21 protein-coding genes and 1 other annotated feature are annotated in these 18,070 nt (G+C 48.8%); of the genes, 15 read left to right on the top strand and 6 right to left on the bottom strand.

The window, feature by feature from the left end; genetic code table 11:
• Positions 1 to 3: 3 nt before the first annotated feature.
• A complete protein-coding gene (locus tag AB9R92_RS06420) occupies positions 4 to 879 on the bottom strand; it encodes a carbohydrate ABC transporter permease (protein WP_370668634.1) in 876 nt (291 codons plus the stop codon).
• 7 nt (positions 880 to 886) lie between these two features.
• Positions 887 to 2,146: an ABC transporter substrate-binding protein gene (locus AB9R92_RS06425; protein ID WP_370668635.1), complete on the bottom strand. Its 1,260-nt coding sequence runs from the start codon at positions 2,144 to 2,146 to the stop codon at positions 887 to 889.
• A 190-nt stretch (positions 2,147 to 2,336) separates the two neighbouring features.
• Positions 2,337 to 2,539: a binding site (T-box leader), on the top strand.
• A gap of 78 nt (positions 2,540 to 2,617) precedes the next feature.
• On the opposite strand from AB9R92_RS06425, the gene trpE reads away from it, so the two are divergent.
• A complete protein-coding gene (trpE, locus tag AB9R92_RS06430; RefSeq protein WP_370668636.1) occupies positions 2,618 to 3,970 on the top strand; it encodes an anthranilate synthase component I in 1,353 nt (450 codons plus the stop codon).
• Positions 3,967 to 4,575 (top strand): anthranilate synthase component II, encoded by a 609-nt coding sequence (locus AB9R92_RS06435; RefSeq protein WP_370668637.1) that lies wholly within the window; start codon positions 3,967 to 3,969, stop codon positions 4,573 to 4,575. Before trpE ends, AB9R92_RS06435 begins: the two co-directional genes overlap by 4 nt.
• Before the next feature lie 52 nt (positions 4,576 to 4,627).
• Here the strand turns inward: AB9R92_RS06435 and AB9R92_RS06440 are convergent, their stop codons facing one another.
• The 3 genes from AB9R92_RS06440 to AB9R92_RS06450 form a co-directional block, all read right to left on the bottom strand.
• Positions 4,628 to 5,482: a dimethylarginine dimethylaminohydrolase family protein gene (locus AB9R92_RS06440; RefSeq protein ID WP_370668638.1), complete on the bottom strand. Its 855-nt coding sequence runs from the start codon at positions 5,480 to 5,482 to the stop codon at positions 4,628 to 4,630.
• Between the two features lie 184 nt (positions 5,483 to 5,666).
• The gene (locus tag AB9R92_RS06445) at positions 5,667 to 6,044 is read right to left on the bottom strand and encodes a nucleotide excision repair endonuclease (protein ID WP_101189296.1); all 378 of its coding nucleotides are present in this window, start codon (positions 6,042 to 6,044) and stop codon (positions 5,667 to 5,669) included.
• Positions 6,045 to 6,114: 70 nt separating this feature from the next.
• Positions 6,115 to 6,759, bottom strand: a complete 645-nt coding sequence (locus tag AB9R92_RS06450) for an SDR family oxidoreductase (protein WP_370668639.1) — start codon at positions 6,757 to 6,759, stop codon at positions 6,115 to 6,117.
• Positions 6,760 to 6,890: 131 nt separating this feature from the next.
• Between AB9R92_RS06450 and AB9R92_RS06455 the strand changes: the two genes are divergently transcribed.
• The gene (locus AB9R92_RS06455; protein WP_121300747.1) at positions 6,891 to 7,175 is read left to right on the top strand and encodes a DUF6509 family protein; all 285 of its coding nucleotides are present in this window, start codon (positions 6,891 to 6,893) and stop codon (positions 7,173 to 7,175) included.
• A gap of 55 nt (positions 7,176 to 7,230) precedes the next feature.
• Here AB9R92_RS06455 and AB9R92_RS06460 read toward each other — a convergent pair whose 3' ends face one another.
• Entirely contained in the window at positions 7,231 to 7,995 is a 765-nt protein-coding gene (locus AB9R92_RS06460) for a SurA N-terminal domain-containing protein (protein WP_370668640.1), read from the bottom strand.
• A gap of 229 nt (positions 7,996 to 8,224) precedes the next feature.
• Here AB9R92_RS06460 and hisC point away from each other — a divergent pair, with 229 nt between their 5' ends.
• The 12 genes from hisC to AB9R92_RS06520 all read left to right on the top strand — a co-directional run bounded on the left by hisC (position 8,225) and on the right by AB9R92_RS06520 (position 18,069).
• Positions 8,225 to 9,328 (top strand): histidinol-phosphate transaminase, encoded by a 1,104-nt coding sequence (gene hisC / locus AB9R92_RS06465; protein WP_370668641.1) that lies wholly within the window; start codon positions 8,225 to 8,227, stop codon positions 9,326 to 9,328.
• Between the two features lie 143 nt (positions 9,329 to 9,471).
• Positions 9,472 to 10,380 carry an NAD(P)/FAD-dependent oxidoreductase gene (locus tag AB9R92_RS06470; protein WP_370668642.1) on the top strand — a complete coding sequence of 303 codons (909 nt, stop codon included), beginning with the start codon at positions 9,472 to 9,474 and terminating at the stop codon, positions 10,378 to 10,380.
• Positions 10,381 to 10,450: 70 nt separating this feature from the next.
• Positions 10,451 to 10,750 carry a hypothetical protein gene (locus AB9R92_RS06475; RefSeq protein WP_274842587.1) on the top strand — a complete coding sequence of 100 codons (300 nt, stop codon included), beginning with the start codon at positions 10,451 to 10,453 and terminating at the stop codon, positions 10,748 to 10,750.
• A 60-nt stretch (positions 10,751 to 10,810) separates the two neighbouring features.
• Positions 10,811 to 10,993, top strand: coding sequence for a hypothetical protein (locus AB9R92_RS06480; protein ID WP_370668643.1), 183 nt, complete (start codon positions 10,811 to 10,813; stop codon positions 10,991 to 10,993).
• The gene (locus AB9R92_RS06485; protein WP_370668644.1) at positions 10,983 to 11,354 is read left to right on the top strand and encodes a nuclear transport factor 2 family protein; all 372 of its coding nucleotides are present in this window, start codon (positions 10,983 to 10,985) and stop codon (positions 11,352 to 11,354) included. Before AB9R92_RS06480 ends, AB9R92_RS06485 begins: the two co-directional genes overlap by 11 nt.
• 271 nt (positions 11,355 to 11,625) lie before the next feature.
• Positions 11,626 to 12,630 (top strand): LacI family DNA-binding transcriptional regulator, encoded by a 1,005-nt coding sequence (locus tag AB9R92_RS06490; protein WP_370668645.1) that lies wholly within the window; start codon positions 11,626 to 11,628, stop codon positions 12,628 to 12,630.
• Positions 12,631 to 12,655: 25 nt separating this feature from the next.
• Entirely contained in the window at positions 12,656 to 13,612 is a 957-nt protein-coding gene (locus AB9R92_RS06495) for a sugar kinase (RefSeq protein WP_370668646.1), read from the top strand.
• Positions 13,613 to 13,627: 15 nt separating this feature from the next.
• Positions 13,628 to 14,173, top strand: coding sequence for a 6-phospho-3-hexuloisomerase (gene hxlB / locus AB9R92_RS06500; RefSeq protein ID WP_370668647.1), 546 nt, complete (start codon positions 13,628 to 13,630; stop codon positions 14,171 to 14,173).
• 10 nt (positions 14,174 to 14,183) lie between these two features.
• Positions 14,184 to 15,194: an ureidoglycolate dehydrogenase gene (gene allD / locus AB9R92_RS06505; protein ID WP_370668648.1), complete on the top strand. Its 1,011-nt coding sequence runs from the start codon at positions 14,184 to 14,186 to the stop codon at positions 15,192 to 15,194.
• Between the two features lie 37 nt (positions 15,195 to 15,231).
• The gene (locus tag AB9R92_RS06510) at positions 15,232 to 16,230 is read left to right on the top strand and encodes a TRAP transporter substrate-binding protein (RefSeq protein ID WP_370668649.1); all 999 of its coding nucleotides are present in this window, start codon (positions 15,232 to 15,234) and stop codon (positions 16,228 to 16,230) included.
• A gap of 70 nt (positions 16,231 to 16,300) precedes the next feature.
• The gene (locus AB9R92_RS06515) at positions 16,301 to 16,798 is read left to right on the top strand and encodes a TRAP transporter small permease (protein WP_370668650.1); all 498 of its coding nucleotides are present in this window, start codon (positions 16,301 to 16,303) and stop codon (positions 16,796 to 16,798) included.
• A complete protein-coding gene (locus tag AB9R92_RS06520) occupies positions 16,795 to 18,069 on the top strand; it encodes a TRAP transporter large permease (RefSeq protein ID WP_370668767.1) in 1,275 nt (424 codons plus the stop codon). The genes AB9R92_RS06515 and AB9R92_RS06520 overlap by 4 nt, the downstream gene beginning before the upstream one ends.
• Position 18,070 lies beyond the last annotated feature (1 nt).

Here is an 18,070-nt window from a genome sequence, read left to right on the forward strand (position 1 = left end):
TTTCTAGTAAGATACGCGATCTGAGCGCAACGCCTTGAATTGCAAATAAGTGATCAACGCGATGATGACCATGAAAATGATGGAAATCGCGGAAGCGTAACCGAATTGATAACTCTTGAACGCAACTTCGTAAATATACGTCGCGATGATTTCAGTGGAGTTATTCGGCCCGCCGCCGGTCATCGCGAACACCAAATCGAAGGCTTTGAACGACTGGATCGTCGTATAGGCGACAACGATGGTGGCGGAAGGTGCAAGAAGCGGCCAAGTGACGCTTTTGAACGTCTGCCACTTGCTGGCGCCTTCGATTTTTGCCACTTCGTACAGTTCCTCTGGAATGGCCTGGAGCCCAGCGACGAAGATGATCAACATCTGGCCGGCATGGAACCACACTTGGGTGATGGCCAGCGAGTAAATGGCGATATTGGCGTTGCCGAGCCAGTTCTGCGCCAGGAAGTCCAGTCCGAGCAGGCCGAGAATTTGATTCAGGATGCCCATCGACGGGTCGTAGATGAACGCCCAGATAAAGGCGACCGATACCGAAGAAAGAATGGTCGGGAAAAAGTAAAGTGCCCGCAAAAACACATTCGTCTTCGTGTTCTTGATGACGATTAGCGCGAAAGCAAGCGCGACAAGCGTCTGGAACACGACGACCGTCAGCATGAACTTCAAGTTATTGCCGATTGTTTTCTGGAAAATCGAATCCCCGGTGAATGCGCGGGTGTAATTGTCGATGCCGACAAACTGGAAGGCAGTGCTTAAGCCGTCCCAGTCGGTAAACGAATAGAACAGGGCGCTGATGGTTGGATACAGAAAGAACAAGCTGTAAAGGACTAGCCCCGGAAGAAAGAACAAGTAGATGGATTTGGAGATTCTCATGGACTTGTTAATTCCTGTTTTCTTCTACGATTTGCTGGGCTGCTTCAGCCGCCGCCATTGGATCTTCGCCCCCAAGAACGTTTTCGATTGAACTGAGGACCGCATCTTCAATTTGGGCGTTGGTGATCAAAAAGCGTGGCTGGAATCGCGTATTGCGCTCGTCGATCCAATACGAGGTGTTCTGGAGTGCTTCAGACTCGTATTCGACATCGTTGACAGTCAAGTGCTGCCCGGTTTCATTGGCGTATTTGGAAGCCACTTCCGGCTGGCTCAAATACTCGATGAACGCTTTGGCCTGGTCTTTTTTCTCGGAATTGCTATTGACGGCAAGCATGAACGTCGCCGTATTGATGCCTTCATAAGTGGCTTCGCTTTCTTCCACTGTAATCGGCGCGAGCAAATCGAGCTCAAGGTCCGGGTTTAAGTCGAGCAGGGAATTCATGTGGTAAGAACCGGTCGCAAGCATGGCCGCTTCCTCATTCGCTACCATCGCCATGGCGGAATCCTGGTTGGTGCCGAGTGCATCGTCCTGGATATAGCCTTTATCGGCGAGAAGTTTAAAGTCTTCAAGCGTCTTGACCCACCATTCATTGGTCAAGGATTCGTCGCCGTTCTGAAGTTTTTCGAAAATGTCTTCATCCGGCGCATTATTCATCATCATGCTGTTCATGAATTGGTTCGGCCCGATATCAGCGCCGGGGAAAGCGATCGGCGTGATGTCGTTTTCGAGCAAAGTATCGGCCATTTCCTGGAATTCCGTCCAGCTTTTTGGCACTTCGAGGCCGAGTTCGTCAAACATGCCTTTGTTATAGACCGGCATATTGAACACCAGCTGATATGGGAGGGCATATTGCGTACCGTCTTTCTGGCCGACAGCGATCAGGTTTTCGTCAAAATTCGAGACGAAGTCTTCTCCGCTCAAGTCTTCAAAAAAACCGGCACTTTCGATCGATTCAAATTGGGCGCCAGGGAAAGACGTGAAGACGTCTCCTGTCGAACCTTCCTGCAGCATGCGCTGTGCCGTCGCTTGGTACTGGTCGGATGGATAGATGTTCTGTTCGACGCGAATGTCAGGGTTCGCTTCTTCGAAATCGGCAATGATTTCGTCGAGCACCGCTTTGTCTTCTCCGCGCCAGTGCATGAAGCTGATCTGTGTCGCATCGCCGCTCTCAGAGGAAGATTCACCGCCTCCGCTTTCGCCTGCACAAGCGCCGAGTATAAGCCCGAGTCCTACTGTTCCTGTTGCCAGCCAAAGTCTGTTTTTCATTTCCAGATACCCCCTTCATGTTTAGAAACGTTCTTCTACTATATTTATAACCCAAATCTCCTTATAAATACAGAATTATCTAAATTAAGCGTTTGCTTTCAGTTGACAGACGGCCCCGAATTCCATAAGATGGTCACAAGCTTTTAATTGCGCGGCAACCATACAGGACTGCGGAAACAAAGCCCCACATTAAAAATCGTTGAATAAGAAAAGTAGCGCATGGATAGCTTCTGACAGAGAGCCGGGGACAGCTGGAAACCGGTGTGGCACATGTGTGAATGGACTTATGAGTGGCCATCTGAAAAGAAGGCCCGTCTGCCCCGCGTTATTGGGGTTCAAGTGGAAGCTGAGAGCTTCAAGATGAGGTGGCACCGCGGTCGATCCGTCCTCTGTACGAAATGATCTTATTTCGTGCAGGGGGCTTTTTGTATTGAACCGGCGGCGCCCAGAAGAAAGAGGAGTTGAGCCGAGATGAGAAGAGATGTACAGATCAAGAAAGTAGAAGGAGATAGCTTGACGCCGATTATGGTGTTCCATCGCTTGCAAGGGCCATACAAATGCCTGCTGGAGAGCTCACTGAAAACGAGCGCAAGCGGACGGTATTCATTTATTGCGGCGGATCCGTCAAAAGCGTTTATCGGATTGAAGGACCAATTGGAAGTGATTGATTACCGCAGCGGCGAGCGTTCAACAGAACAAGGGCGCCCGCTCGAGCGGATCAAGGAATTGATGCCGACAGACGATCGCGATATTGAAGGCTTGCCGTTTACCGGCGGGGCGATCGGCTATATCGGCTATGATGCCATCGCGGCGTATGAGCCGGTCGAGAGCGCCCGCAAAGACAGCCTGAACATGCCGGACATCCATTTGCAGCTATACGAAACGATCGTCGTGTTCGACCATGTCCGCCATGATGTGACGGTGATCTCATTTGAAGGGCGTGCAGATGAAATTGCAGAGCAGCTTGAACGGGCAGCGGAGAAAGAGCCGGGCGACCAGCCCGAAACACTGGCTTTCCATTCCGCAACGACCGCTGAACGGTTCCGCGAACAAGTTGAACTGGCCAAACAGGAAATCCGTAAAGGGGAAGTGTTCCAGTTGGTCTTGTCGCAGCGGTTGTCTGCGGATTACCAGGGCGATGCGTTCACTTTATATAGAAAACTCCGCAAGCAAAATCCGTCGCCATATCAGTTTTATATCGACTTCGGCGACTACGCCGTCGTCGGCGCTTCGCCCGAAAGCTTATTGACGATCCGCGGCGGGGAGATGGTCACAAACCCTATCGCCGGCACGAGAAAGCGCGGCAAGACGGAAGCGGAAGATACAGCGCTTGAGAACGAATTGCTGGGGGACGAAAAAGAACGCGCAGAGCACCAGATGCTCGTCGACCTCAGCCGCAATGACGTGGGCCGCGTCGCAAAAGTCGGCACCGTCGCAATCCCGAAATACATGGTCATCGAGAAATATCAGCATGTCATGCATATCGTGTCGGAAGTGACCGGAAAACTGGAAGGAACAATGCATCCGCTTGATGCGCTCGTCTCCTGCTTGCCAGCTGGAACAGTTTCAGGTGCCCCGAAAGTGCGTGCGCTGCAGCTCATCCAGCAATTTGAGGAAGAGCGGCGCGGCGTCTACGGCGGCGCTGTCGGGTACCTTGGCTTCAACGGCAATCTCGATGTGGCACTCGCCATCCGGACATTCGTGGTCAAAGACGGCGCTGTTCACGTCCAGGCGGGGGCGGGCATCGTCTTCGATTCCGAACCGCAAGCCGAATACGAGGAAACGCTCCATAAAGCGCGTTCGTTGACGGAGGTGTTCGGATGATTCTCCTGATCGATCACTATGATTCCTTTACTTACAATATCTATCAAGCGATTGCAGCTCTCGGCGAAGAGGTGGAAGTTGTCCGATACGGTCAATTGAGCCTTGACGAGATTCGTGGAAAAACTCCGGATGCGATCATCCTGTCCCCAGGCCCGGGGCATCCGAGAGATGTGCCTGAGTCACTCGAGTTGATCCGTGAGCTCCACCGCGATGTGCCGATCCTCGGCATCTGCCTCGGCCAGCAATTACTTGGAGAAGCTTTCGGGGGACGTGTGACCGAAGCGCCGGTCATTCGCCATGGAAAAGTTTCCGAGCTGTCCCATAGCGAAACGGATTTATTCAACGGCATGAAAGAGCGGGTCCCGGTCATGCGTTATCATTCGCTGGCCATTGAAAAAGACTCCATGCCTGATTGTTTTGACGTACAGGCGGAAGCGCTGGATGACGGCACTGTCATGGCCATCAAGCTTAAAGAGTATCCGGTCTATGGGCTGCAGTTCCATCCTGAATCGATCGGGACGCCGGAAGGCACCGATATGATGGCAAGGTTTGTGGAACTTGCGCGCGAAAGCCGCCTGCATATGCAGCACGCTGATCGTGAATAAAGACATGGATACAACGAAAGCTGCCCGCTGATGCGGGCAGCTTTTTTCTGTTTTAGCCTCTGGCGACAGGCATCGTGCAGCAGCGGAAAGCGCCGCCGGATTTGATGATTTCCGAAAAGTCGGTTTCGATGACGCGGAAGCCGTGATCGCGCAGCTGTTTATTGACCTTGGTGTTTTGCGGTTGGCTGAAGACTCGTCTGCCGCCAATCGACAGCACATTCGTGCCGAGCTTGAATTGTTCGTCCTTTTCGACGGGAATGAGTGTATAGCGCTCCCCCAGCATTTCAATCGTCGCTTGTTCCAATGCTTCAGGGAAAATCAGCGCTTCGGTCGGCGATAGAATATTGAAGACACAATCAAGATGCAAGTATTTTTCGTTGAGTCGGATCGGGACGACGCGGAAATTTGGCATATGCCGCTGCAATTCTTCAATTGCTTGTTCAGAAGTGCGGCTGCTGATGCCGATAAATACCGTATCCTGATCGACCAGGACGTCGCCGCCCTCGATGCGGTGTCCGAGTAAATGCTTGAAGCGGACACCTTTTTCAGCGAGCCAGTTTTGCAGCACCTGTTCTTCTCCTTGTCGGACATCCGCGGCCATTTCACTTATGAAGACCGTGTCGCCAATCGTGAAGCCGATGTCGCGCGTAAACACTTGCTCCGGATATTCTTCAGAGGCTTCCAGAAAAGCGGTATCGACGCCTTCTGCAGCCAACGCCTCGACAAAGGCGGCATGCTGGCGCAAAGCTTCCGTAACGTCAATGTTCTCATCTTTGTATCGTTTCTGTACATCGTTGATAACATCTTTAATTTCCATAAAATGCGGCGGACATAAAAGCACGTGGCGCAATGTGTCGTATTCGCTGCGGCAATCGGCCGCGGGGACTGGCTTGGCGTGTGTGGACATAGTGAGTTCCTCCAAAGAGCATGATTTTACAGTACTATTCCTTTTTCGGAGTCTCATAAAACCTGGAAAAAAGTTTATTTGAATCTGGCAGGATGGAGCTCCTAGAAAACTCTTGCTCATGCTTGAATGAAAAGAAAGCAGCTAATAGAAAAAACGGGCGCTCTATCGGGAGCGCCCGTTTTTCTTAGTCGCGATAAAATACTTTATCGACGTTGTATTTCGCTTTTCCTGTATTGATCAGGTAAGTTTCATAAATTTCGCGTTCCATCGGGTCTTCCACAATGGAAACCGCAATGCGATGGACTTCATCGCGATGGTTTTTCAATGGCGAGACATTGTCTTCGAAATGCTTCTTCACACGCTGGCGCAGTTTGCGGGCCTTGCCGACAAACAATAGCTCGCCGCTGTGGTTGAAGAATTGGATGATGCCGCCTTTGTCACGCGGGATTTCATGCAAATCGATAAACCCGTATAGCGGTTTGATGACTGCTTCATCGCCTTGAATTTCCTGTTTGCGCTGAGTGATGGTAATGTCAGCTTTCGGTGCTTGAATATTAATCATGTTATCACGTCCTCTATTATCGTAAAGCTAGTCTACCATAGAAATGCCGTGAACGCCATCCGCCCAAAGCTTACAGGCGGTCGAGTTCCTGGGCGATTTCAGCTTCGCCTTGGAGGATCTCAAAGACTTTGCCGTAGGTGTTTTTACGGTCCACCACTTCAGCAAGTGTACGTGCGACATCGGCACGCGGAATCGAGCGGTTTTCAAAAGACTCGAAATGTGCGGTTGCTTCGATATGGCCAGTTTTCTCCTCATCCGATAATGGGCCGGGACGGACAATCGTATAGTCGAGGCCGCTTTGTTCAAGAAGGTCATCCGCTGTACGCTTGGCTACTAGGTAAGGTTTCATTTCCTCGCCGCCGGCATCCGGATCATCAGACCCGACCGAGCCGAGCTGGACAAATCGTTTGACGCCTTTTTGCTTCGCGTAGTCCGCTGCTTTGACAGAACCCCATAGATCTATGGTCAAGGTTTTGTCAGCCCCTGTTTTCGGGCCTGAGCCTGCTGCGAAAATGACCGCGTCGACATCGTCAAATGCATGGCTGAAGTCTTTTTCCAAGTCGCCAAGGACGATTTTCTTCGCGCCGCGTTTTTCCATTTCTTCGCGTTGCTCTTCTTTTCGGATCATCGCGACCGCGTCGTGGCCTTTTTCGGTTAACTCTTCTACAATATTGCGGCCCACTTGGCCGTTTGCGCCGATAACTAATACGTTCATCAAAATCCACTCCTAATTTTTTATGTCTGTTTGGTGTTTTCCCGTATCCGGTGCACTTAAACGCCAAGCCGTCGTGTGGCGCTATCCAAACGGAAGAATGAAAGCTAAAATAGAGCAATGGAGGTGCAATAATGGAAATCATTAATTACGAAGTGGAAAAATTGCAAGACCCGACCGGCATCCTGACAGGTGAACGCTACGAGTACACAATGGCAATCAAAGTGGACGAGGAAGACGAACTGTACCGCCCGGGCGGACTGGACTTGCGCCTGATCCTGGCGGTGGAAGATGGCAATGCGCGCATAGCCGATTATCATTTTATCGATAATGACAGTGAGAAACCGCTCGACTTTGCGTTGGACGAAGAGGAAGAGCAAGAGATTTTGGCGTTTTGCAAAGAGCGTCTCGCTGAATAGATAACGGCTATAAGACCGAAAAACCCCTACCGATTGCGGTAGGGGTTTTTAAAAATTAAAGTTTCACTTCAACGTCAGCTTCTTCACGCAATTCCTCGACGCGCGCGAAAGTAGCTTCCTGGTCTTTTTGCTCTTGCAATGATTGGCGGATGGTCGGTTCCATCTCTTCAAAAGCCGGTGCTTCTTCTTCCGAGCTTTCCACGAATTGGTCGTAAGCCGCCTGAACTTCTTCGTCCGTCACTTCAGGTGAATCGATTTCTTCTTCCATATAGCTTTCGTAGACGAGCTGTTCACGCAATTGCTCTTCCATTTCTTCCATTGTGAAGCCTGTTTCAGCCAGTGCCTCGTTCATGGCTTCTTCGTCCTCGAAGTTGGCTTTCAATTCTTCCATGCGCTCTTCGACGACGGCATCATCCGCTTCGTGGCCTTTCTCCTTGGCGTCCTGCAATAGAACGGCGTTGCCGATGACGACGGACATCGCTTCATCCTGAATCAATTGAAGGTTTTCTTCAGTTGACGGGTCCTGTCCTTGTGAAGCCAATGTCGATTCGAACTGGCGGGCGACGCTATTATACACTTTCCCTTGGATTTCTTCGCCGTTGACAACTGCTACGACGGCGTCTTCTTCAGGAAGTTCGAGCGCCGATTCAGCGGGAGCAGCTTCTTCGGTTCCTGCTGCTTCTTCCTCGGTTCCTTCTGCTTGTTCAGTCTCAGGAGCCGCTGCTTCTTCGTTTGCGGTGGATTCTTCATTATCAGAACATGCGCCGAGCACTAAAGCGAGGACGAATGGGGCAAAAATAAATGTCATTTTTTTAATCATGTGAAAACTCCTCTTTCGTCAGTCTCGTTAAAGTAAACCACATTTAGGTGAGGGTTTCAAATTGTAGGCCGTGTCCCTTTCAGGAAACGGATTTTTCTGCAATAATAGAGACTATTATTTTTCTTTAACTAGGGTGGATATGCAGGAAATCCAGCTTTAATGGTATCATTATTGATGGCAGTACATATTCATTCGATATTATTAAAAATAGATGACGGAGGCGTACATAATGGCGAATTTGGAGAATATCAAAGCACGCAAAACCTTGGATCAAATCCAGCCTTACTCACCAGGCAAGCCGATTTGGGAAGTGCAGGAAGAACTGGGCCTGGAGCGCGTCATTAAGCTGGCGTCCAATGAAAACCCGCTTGGCCCGTCGAAAAAGGCTGTTGAAGCCATCGAACAAGGCGTACTCGGCTTGAACCGTTACCCGGACGCTGATGCCAGTGATCTGAAAACGGCGATCGCGAAAGAACACGGCGTCGAAAAAAACCAAGTCATCCCGACAAACGGCGCGGACGAATTGATTACGCTCATCTCGGAAGCGTTTCTCGAACAGGGCGATGAAATCGTCGTGCCGGACCCATCGTTCAGCGAATATGATTTCGGCGCGCATATCATGGGAGCGAAAGTCGTGAAAGTTCCGTTTGCACAAGGTTTCGCATTTGATGTGGATGCCATGATTGCGGCAGTGACCGATAAGACAAAAATCATTTACATCTGCTCGCCGAACAACCCGACCGGAACCTATATGAAGAAACAGGATGTCCAAAAATTATTGGACGCTGTCGGAGATATCTTGGTGGTCTTTGACGCCGCGTATAGCCATTACGCGGACGCAGAAGATTATACGGACGGCACCGAATTCATCCGCCAAGGCTACCCGTTGCTGACCTTGAAAACTTTCTCGAAAATCTATGGCATTGCCGGAGTACGCGTTGGATTCGGCATTGCAGCGGATTCGATCATCACCTCAATCCTGAAAGTAAAAGAACCGTTCAACGTCAATACGCTGGCGCAGCTCGCTGCGACGGCGGCAGTGACAGACCACGAACACGTGACGCAATCCCGCGAGGCGAATAGCCACGGACGCGAATACCTATACAATGCGTTTGAAGAACTGGGTCTTCCGTATACGAAGAGCATGGCGAACTTCGTATTGGTCAAACTGGGCAGTGAAGGAGAAGCGCTTTACCAAGACCTGATGAAAAAAGGCGTGATCGTCCGTTACGGCAAAGGCTGGGGCCTTCCGGAATACGTAAGGGTTTCGGTCGGCACCGAGGAAGAAAACGAATTTTTCGTCCAGGCATTGCGTGAATTGATCCAAAAGTAAAGCAGGCGCGTGAAGCTGGCGTCGAAAAACCGAGTACCCGGGAAATTCGGGGCACTCGGTTTTTTTTTAGGCTGTTCCCCTGTTTAATGCAGAGGCGAAGGGGGAAGAGGGGAGGAAAACGAAAATAGAAAAGGATGAACGCTATGATATATGATTGTGCCATTATCGGCGGTGGCCCTGCAGGCTTGAACGCTGCGCTGGTGCTTGGCCGTTCGAGAAAGAATGCCGTGTTGTTTGACGATGACCATGGGCGCAATCTGGTGACCCGCGAAGCGCACGGATTCATTACAAGGGACGGCATTTGCCCCGAAGAATTCAAACAGCTTGGGCGCGAGGAGATCCGCAAATACGGAAGCGTCAAAACGGAAAACGAGCGCGTCGTCAACATCGACCGCATTTCTGAAACCCATTACGAATTGACGACCAAAAGCGGACAGGTTTTTCATAGCATTAAAATCATCATTGCGGCGGGATTGAAAGAAGAGCTGCCGAATGTGCCGGATATCGAGAATTTTTACGGCACGACCCTGTTCAGCTGCCCATATTGCGATGGATGGGAAATGCGCGACCAGCCGCTTGCGGTCATTGCCGATAAAAAAGTATTTACTTTAGCGAAGGAAGTCTACACCTGGAGCCGGGACTTGGCGGTCTTCACGAACGGTGAAGGGCGTCTGGAGGAAGAGGAAAAGCAGAAGCTGCTTGCCAAAGGCATCGAAGTTTATGAAGATCCGATTTCTGGCCTGGAAGGGGAGAACGGAAAGCTGCAAAGTGTCCGGCTGGAAGATGGCACATTGATCGACCGCAGTGCCGGATTCGTCACGCCTTTATGGAGCCATGCGACCAATTTTGCCGAAAAACTTGGCTGCAAACAAAACAATCACGGCGGAATCTTGACAGATGATTACGGGCGGACGAATGTGTGGAATGTCTATGCGGCAGGAGACGCTTCGCTGATTGTCCCGTCCCAGCTCGTCATTGCAGCGGGAGAAGGCAGTGCCGCAGCCATTGGGGTGTGCGGGGATTTGATAAACGAATATTTCGACGAGATGTAGGCTGCGTATCAGTTGCATAGTCGCGCGCAGGTACAGTAGACTTTAGGAAAACAGCCGGGAGGCGAACCGAATGGATCCGAAAAGTTTGCTGTCTTCCATCACTTATGTCGACACGGAACGCTCGATCGTAGCCGGCCAGATGAAAATCATCCACACTGAATACGAAATTCACCTCTACGAAGATAAATTAACCGCTTCGACAAATGAGTTCAATTTGATGCATGTTTGGGATATTTCCTATAAAACTTTCTCCGACGATGCCAACCTATTATATTTGCATACGCATCGCGGCGTCTTGACCTATAAAGTGCCAAAGGACCCTGACCGTTTCGTCAAGACCTTCAAAAAATTGAAAAACGCCAATTATTGAGAAGCCGGAATTTCCGGCTTCTTTTTTTTCGAGTAGAATAACAGAAAAGGGGGAATGGATATGGGAAACGAATACGCAGTCGGATGGGGAACGCTTGCGCTGATCAATGCAGGCCTCGCCCAAGGCAAAAATCGGAGCGGTCTAATGTGGTTCCTGGCATCGCTCCTTCTGGGCCCCATCGCAACATTGGCACTGGTGATACTTGAAAAACTACCGGAAGAAGGGAGCGCGCATGATGATTGAACCAATCAAGCTAGCGGATCGCTTTACCAATTACGTCAATGATCAAGATGTAGACGGAGTGTTGTCCGTGACGGATCATAATGTCGAGTTGATCAGTCCCGGGAAATCTGCTGCAGGCCATGAAACCCTTGCAGAATGGGTGAAAGAATCAGGAATACAGTTGGAGACACTCAATAAATTCGCCAAAGGCAATCGGGTCATCTTCGAACAGCTCGCCAAAAAACAAGGCCAGCCGGGAGAATCCCATATCTTCAATTATTTTGAGATGGACGACAAGAAAATCCATCGCATCGGGCGCTTTGATGAGCTGGATGAAGCCTTCGGGGAAAGTGGATTGAGCGAGAACGATCAAGTGGAGTAAAGGGAAGTTTTGAGTGCAACAATGCGGATATGTACGAAAATTAACCACGATCCTCCCACCGGTTCCAGTTGGAATTTATGGGAGGGTCTTATTTGCCGTGCCTGCATTTATAAATTGTTGCCCTATTCGCCAAGCATCCCGAAATCCTGGTGATTAGGTCAAAAGGATTAAAATTGATTTTTCTAAAAACTCCTATTGATTTTGAAAGGGCTTTCAAATATACTTTGACTAAATCGATTTACTAAACCGGTTTAGTAGAGAGGGATCATGAATGAAAAAAGTAACTATGCAAGATGTCGCGGAAAAATCTGGGGTCTCCAAGAGTACGGTTTCCCAGTATATCAACAATCGTTTTGAGTATATGGCGCCAGCTACCAAAACAAGGATCGAAGAGGCAATCAAAGAATTGGGCTACATCCCGAACTATGTTGCAAAAAGTTTAAAGCAAAAGAAAACCGGCACTATTGGTGTTATCGTAGCCAATATCCTTCACGTCTTCTCGACGGAAATAATCAGGGCCATCGAAGATGAATGCGAGCGCAATGGATTTCATTTGTTCGTCTGCAATGCAGACGACCAACCTGAAAAAGAACGGGCCTATATTGACATGTTGATTGCCAAGCAGGTGGATGGCTTGATCATCTTTCCAACCAATGGGAATCAGGAGTATTATAAGCAACTGAAAAATGCGCAGTTTCCCATCGTCTTTGTCGACCGCTTGATCGATCAGCCTTTGTACCCGACGCTTTTGCTCGACAATGAAAGCGCTTCACGTATAGCGGTTGAAGAATTAAGTAAAAAAGGACATAAAAAAATCGCCTTAGTTTCAACATCGATTGCGAAAAGAGTAACGCCCCGCCTTGAGCGGATCAGCGGATTCAAAAACGCCATGGCAGAAAAGTCATTGGCTGTCGATCCTGAATGGATTGTAGCGGATGAGCGGCAATTGCTGGCGGAACGGTTACAGCAATTATGGGATTCCAACAATCATCCCGAGGCATTTTTTGCAACAAATGATTTAGCGCTGATTGAGTTATTGAAATTTATCCGCAAAAATAAGCTGTCGATTCCTGAAGATGTGGGAGTGATTGCCATTGATGACTCACCATTTTTGGAGATTGCGACGACTCCGATCAGCGTCATTAAGCAGCCGACCTTTTCAATCGGAAAAGATGCAGCCCAAACTTTGCAATCTTTGATCAACAGCACAAGCTTAGACGAAATATATGAAGCAAAACGATATGCCCCAGAACTGGTGGCAAGAGAATCTACTTAAAAAGAGTGAGCGAGGAGTGTCCTAATTGTCGAATAAATTCAATGTGTTAACAATCGGTGACGCTATGATCACGATGAACCCGGTCACCACAGGCCCGTTGCGTTATGTCACACAGTTTGACCGGAAAGTCGGCGGTGCAGAAATGAATTTTGCGATCGGCTGTGCACGCCTAGGGCTGGGCAGTAAATGGATCAGCCGCTTAGGAAATGATGATTTCGGTAAAGTGATTTATAACTTCGCACGCGGTGAAGGCATTGACGTGTCGGCGGTGCGCTTTGTGGACGGGATTCCAACGTCCCTCAACTTTAAGGAAATCCATGAAAGCGGAGCCGGTAAAACGTATTACTACCGAAGCCCTTCTCCAATGGCAGACTTGACGCCGGTAGATATCACGGAGGAACTATTTGCCGATGTTCAGTTGGTTCACTTAACCGGTGTTTACTTGGCGATAGCGGAAAAGCATAGGGAAGTTGTCCATACAATCATCCAATACGCCAAACAGTTGAACATCCCGATTTCATTTGACCCGAATATTCGCTTAAAGCTATGGAGTATTGAAGAGGCGAGAGCTGTATATGAAAGCATCTTCCCTGAAGTGGACATCTTGTTGACTGGCCTTGATGAAATCCAAATGATTTCACAGAAACAATCGCTGGATGAATTGCTGTCCTATATCCAACAATTCAATATTTCCGATTTCGTCATTAAGGACGGGTCAAACGGATCCAGGCTGTGGAGAGATAGCCGCTGGATAGAAGCTGCTAGTTTTCCAGTAACCCCAGTAGATACAGTGGGAGCTGGCGATGGTTTTGATGCGGGATATATTTATGGATGGCTGAAAGGTTACAGGCCAGAAGAACTTCTGCGCTTCGCCAATGGAGTTGGAGCGTTAGTGACCACCGTAACCGGTGATAATGAAGGACTGCCTTATTTGGAAGATGTAACCGATTTCGTCGAAGACAGGAAAGTTGTCGAACGTTGAGGAGGGAGTGGCTTAATGCAAACACCATTGCTCGTATTGCAAGAAGTAAACGAGTTAATCAAACGGGTGGATAAAACCCAGTATGATGACTTTGTAAATCTGTTGAAACAAGACAGGCGATTCTTTTTCTTCGGTGAAGGAAGATCGGGCTTGATGGCAAAAGCAGCTGCGATGCGCTTGATGCATTGTGGAAAAACGGTCTACGTAATTGGTGAAACGACCACCCCTTCAATGGGCCAAGGAGACATCTTACTCATCGTCTCCGGTTCGGGAAGTTCGATTCAACTTAATGGGCTTTGCAAGACAGCCCGTGAACTTGGTGCTGAAGTGGCCATGCTTACCGCGGATGCTTCCAAACTGCAAGAACACCAATGCCGATATGGTTTAGCCATTCCCGCAGCTACGAAAAAAAGGCGCGAATGGGAGCCCGCTACGATTCAACCACTGGGCAACCAATTTGACCAAGCTGCGCATGTAGTATTGGACGCAGCCATAATCGACGGGCCTTATAGTGAAGATTCCATGGAAAACTTGACGAAGCGGCATACTAATCTCGAATAGGAGAAAAACTATGACAACAGTTACAGTAGCGTTCGAAGAAGTAAAGGTTTTAATACAAAAGAAGCTCATTAAAGCAGGTTTGCGTGAAGATCATGCAAGGAAAGTTGCAGAAGTACTCATTCACGCAGACTTGCGAGGGGTCAGTTCGCACGGAGCGTTAAGGACTGAGCACTACATCAGCAGAATCCATGCTGGTGGCATCAATACCGATCCTGAGATCGCTTTTCAAGCGACAGGCCCCGTTACGGGAACAGTAGATGGAGACGATGGATTCGGGCATGTAGTCGCTGATATCGCTACAGCCCATGCAATCGATATGGCGAAAAACAACGGAGTCGGAATGGTCACGGCGATGAATAGCAGCCATTGCGGCGCACTCAGCTATTTTGTAGAAGAAGCGACGAAGCACGGCTTGATTGGCGTGGCAATGACCCATACGGATAAAATCGTCGTTCCGTTCGGCGGCAAAGAAGCATTTCTTGGAACCAACCCGATTGCTTATGGAGTTCCGGCAAAAGAAGAGAAGCCGTTTATTCTTGACATGGCGACTTCTAATGTTGCATTGGGTAAAATCCTGCAGCAGAAAGAAGAAGGAAACGCCATTCCTGAAGGGTGGGGTGTCGATGAAGCGGGCGCACCTACGACAGACCCGGGGAAAGTTTCCGCACTAGTGCCTTTCGGCGGCCCCAAAGGCTATGGTCTTTCAATGGTAGTCGATATTTTCTCTGGGCTGCTGGCCGGAATGGCTTTCGGCCCGCATATCAACAAAATGTATGGTGACTTGGATAAAAACCGGAAACTCGGACATTATATTTGCGTCATCAATCCTTCATATTTCACGGATGCGGATATGTTCTTAGCGCAAATGGACCGGATGATCTGGGAAGTAAGGGAAGTGCCACCTGCTCAGGGCTTTGAAAAAGTAATGGTGCCCGGCGAAATCGAACAGGCTAACGAAGAGCGCAATCGCCAACACGGCATCACAATCGCGGAAACAACTTATGGGTTTTTAAAAGCATAAGCATTTATAAAAAATTACACAAAGGGGAGTTTTTATAATGAAGAAAAAATGGATGGTTGGAGTTTTTGCATCAGCATTGGTTTTAGGGGCATGTGGTTCAGATGATGCGAGCGAGGGCGGCGAATCTTCAGGCGGCACAACAGAATGGCGTTTTGGCCACTTGGCAGATGAAAATCACATCTGGCACAAAACGGCATTGAAGTTTGAAGAATTGGTGGAAGAAAATGCAGACGGCCAGCTGGAAATCACGATTTACCCGAACAACTCACTTGGCGGGGAAACGGATACAATCAACTCGATTCAAGCAGGGTCAGCAGACATGGTCATTTCTGGAGAGACTTTGCAAAACTGGGCGCCGAATGCAGCTTTGATGGCTGTTCCGTATGCGTTCCGTGACTTGGAGCACGTCCAAAGCGTAGTAGAAGGCGACATCGGTGAGCAAATCAAGCAAGAAATCAGCGACGAAGCGGGTCTTACAGCGCTTTATTACCATACGCGCGCTCCGCGTAACTTGACATCGAATGAGCCAATTACGTCGCCGGATGATTTGAACGGTTTCAGCATGCGTGTACCAAACGTTCCATTGTTCTTGGACACTTGGCAGGCAGCTGGGGCAGCACCACAAGTCATGGACTTTAATGAAGTGTTCACAGGGTTGCAACAAGGTGTCATTGATGGCCAGGAAAATCCGGTTGACTTGATCCAAAGCGGCGGTCTCTATGAGGTGCAAGATTATGTGAATCGCACTGAACACGTTTTCTCATGGATTTATATTCTTGTCGGAAACGAGCAGTATAACGCCCTTTCTGATGACTTGAAGCAAGTTGTTCAAGACGCAGCTGCTGAAGCACAGACTTACGGAGAAGAATTGTATACTGAAGAAATTGATAAAATTGAACAAGAATTAGTGGATGCAGGAATGGAATTCGTCGATGTGGATCAGGATGCATTCCGCGAAGCAATGACCCCGGCAGTAGAAAATTCACTGTCTGCCGAACAATTGGAGATTTACGAGCAAATCTTGGCAGTTGAATAATATAGAAGAATAAGGCACTTTCGGCCACTAGGTCGAATGTGCCTTTCCACTATGAAAGGAATGAACTCGGATGTCCCTATTCCGGAAGTTGATCGACCGAACGCTGGCCTTCTTGACGATTGCGAGTTTTGCAGGCGTGATCATTATCGTCAGTGTACAAATTCTTTCGCGTTTTTTACCGTTCTCCTATGTTTGGACAGAGGAGTTAACGCGTTATCTGTTTCTTTTCGCCATTGCTTTCGGTGCACCGCTGGCCTTGCTGCGCAATGAATTCATCAACGTAGATATTCTGCTGGCAAGAATGCCGGATAATTTCCGAAGATATTATGAAGTGGTGATCTACTTGACGATCATTCTGTTGAGCTCGGTCATGGTAATCGAAGGATACAACTTCACGCTGCTCGGCCATAACCAGAACTCTGCTACCATGCCGTTCCAATTATCATGGGTGCATGCTTCACTTTTAGTCATGAGTGTATTTTTGGTGTTCTACGCCATTATCAAAATCATCGACCTACTGAAAAACAAACAGGATTACAGCCAGAATTTTGAGGGGGATGATTTATAATGGCAACCCTGCTTTTCATTTCATTTATCGCGTTGATTTTTCTTGGAGTTCCCGTGGCATTCAGTCTCGGTTTGAGTTCTTTGCTATATCTATTCATCGCAGACATTCCTTTGAATATCATTCCCCAACGAATGTTTGGCGGGTTGAATTCTTTCGTTCTTCTCTGTATTCCAGGATTTATCCTCGCAGGGAATTTGATGAACGCGGGCGGGATCACAGAGCGGATCATCGGATTTGCCAATAATTTCTTTGGCCATATCCGCGGTGGGTTAGGGCTGGCGAACGTTGGCGCTTCCATGGGGTTTGCCGGGATTTCGGGTACGGCGCTTGCAGATACGGCAAGCATTGGGTCGGTTATGATCCCTTCGATGAAAAAGCAAGGCTATGGCGCTGGGTTCTCTGCTGCCGTAACGGCATCATCATCGACTGTCGGGCCGATTATTCCGCCTTCTTTGCCATTAATCATCGTTGGAACGCTAGCTTCCCTGTCAATTGGCGATCTTTTCCTTGCTGGTGCGATTCCCGGTTTGTTGCTTGGAATCGGTTTGATGATTCCTACCTATTTGATCTCCGTCAAGCGGAATTATCCGAAGGGTGAGCGTCAGTCATTGAAAGCTATCGGAAAAAGTTTTGTTGGTGCTTTCTGGGCGATTTTAATGACGGTCATCATTTTATACGGCATACTGGGCGGTCTTTTCACGCCGACAGAAGCTTCTATTGTAGCTGTGCTATACGCTTTCGTGATTGGAATCTTTGTTTACCGCGAATTGCCGGTGAAGAAAATACCGAAAATCATGCTCGACTCAATGACGACAACTGCTTCTATCATGCTGTTGGTTGGGTTTGCCAATTTATTCGGCTGGATCATGGTCAGGGAACAGATTCCGCAACTTGTGGCAGAATCCATCCTTGGCATTTCAACAAATGCCATTATCGTCATCTTGTTAGTTAATTTATTGCTGTTGTTCGTCGGTACGTTTATGGAGACGATTGCCGCATTGGTCATTTTGTTCCCAGTTCTGCTTCCTGTAGCGGTGACTGTAGGGATGGATCCAATCCAGTTCGGCGTCATGATGGTCTTGAACTTGGTAATCGGATTGGTTACACCGCCAGTGGGGGTCTGTCTATTTGTAGCCTCCCAAATCGGAAAAGTATCCATCGGAAAAACAGCCAGGGAATTGTTGCCGTTTCTCGGCGTTAGTCTAGCGGTGCTCATGCTTGTAGCATTTGTTCCTTCCGTCACGACGTTCTTACCAAGTCTATTTGAATAGG

The organism is Planococcus sp. SSTMD024, from assembly GCF_041320495.1.
Taxonomy (GTDB): Bacteria; Bacillota; Bacilli; order Bacillales_A; family Planococcaceae; genus Planococcus.

Coding starts and splice junctions, on each gene's coding strand:
- AB9R92_RS06485 (WP_370668644.1), top strand. CDS start 10,983: ATGATGATTGAACCAATCAAGCTAGCGGATCGCTTTACCAATTACGTC.
- AB9R92_RS06450 (WP_370668639.1), bottom strand. CDS start 6,759: ATGAACGTATTAGTTATCGGCGCAAACGGCCAAGTGGGCCGCAATATT.
- AB9R92_RS06435 (WP_370668637.1), top strand. CDS start 3,967: ATGATTCTCCTGATCGATCACTATGATTCCTTTACTTACAATATCTAT.
- AB9R92_RS06470 (WP_370668642.1), top strand. CDS start 9,472: ATGATATATGATTGTGCCATTATCGGCGGTGGCCCTGCAGGCTTGAAC.
- AB9R92_RS06510 (WP_370668649.1), top strand. CDS start 15,232: ATGAAGAAAAAATGGATGGTTGGAGTTTTTGCATCAGCATTGGTTTTA.
- AB9R92_RS06455 (WP_121300747.1), top strand. CDS start 6,891: ATGGAAATCATTAATTACGAAGTGGAAAAATTGCAAGACCCGACCGGC.
- allD (WP_370668648.1), top strand. CDS start 14,184: ATGACAACAGTTACAGTAGCGTTCGAAGAAGTAAAGGTTTTAATACAA.
- hxlB (WP_370668647.1), top strand. CDS start 13,628: ATGCAAACACCATTGCTCGTATTGCAAGAAGTAAACGAGTTAATCAAA.
- AB9R92_RS06425 (WP_370668635.1), bottom strand. CDS start 2,146: ATGAAAAACAGACTTTGGCTGGCAACAGGAACAGTAGGACTCGGGCTT.
- AB9R92_RS06460 (WP_370668640.1), bottom strand. CDS start 7,995: ATGATTAAAAAAATGACATTTATTTTTGCCCCATTCGTCCTCGCTTTA.
- AB9R92_RS06515 (WP_370668650.1), top strand. CDS start 16,301: ATGTCCCTATTCCGGAAGTTGATCGACCGAACGCTGGCCTTCTTGACG.
- AB9R92_RS06420 (WP_370668634.1), bottom strand. CDS start 879: ATGAGAATCTCCAAATCCATCTACTTGTTCTTTCTTCCGGGGCTAGTC.
- AB9R92_RS06480 (WP_370668643.1), top strand. CDS start 10,811: ATGGGAAACGAATACGCAGTCGGATGGGGAACGCTTGCGCTGATCAAT.
- hisC (WP_370668641.1), top strand. CDS start 8,225: ATGGCGAATTTGGAGAATATCAAAGCACGCAAAACCTTGGATCAAATC.
- AB9R92_RS06490 (WP_370668645.1), top strand. CDS start 11,626: ATGAAAAAAGTAACTATGCAAGATGTCGCGGAAAAATCTGGGGTCTCC.
- AB9R92_RS06445 (WP_101189296.1), bottom strand. CDS start 6,044: ATGATTAATATTCAAGCACCGAAAGCTGACATTACCATCACTCAGCGC.
- AB9R92_RS06475 (WP_274842587.1), top strand. CDS start 10,451: ATGGATCCGAAAAGTTTGCTGTCTTCCATCACTTATGTCGACACGGAA.
- AB9R92_RS06440 (WP_370668638.1), bottom strand. CDS start 5,482: ATGTCCACACACGCCAAGCCAGTCCCCGCGGCCGATTGCCGCAGCGAA.
- trpE (WP_370668636.1), top strand. CDS start 2,618: ATGAGAAGAGATGTACAGATCAAGAAAGTAGAAGGAGATAGCTTGACG.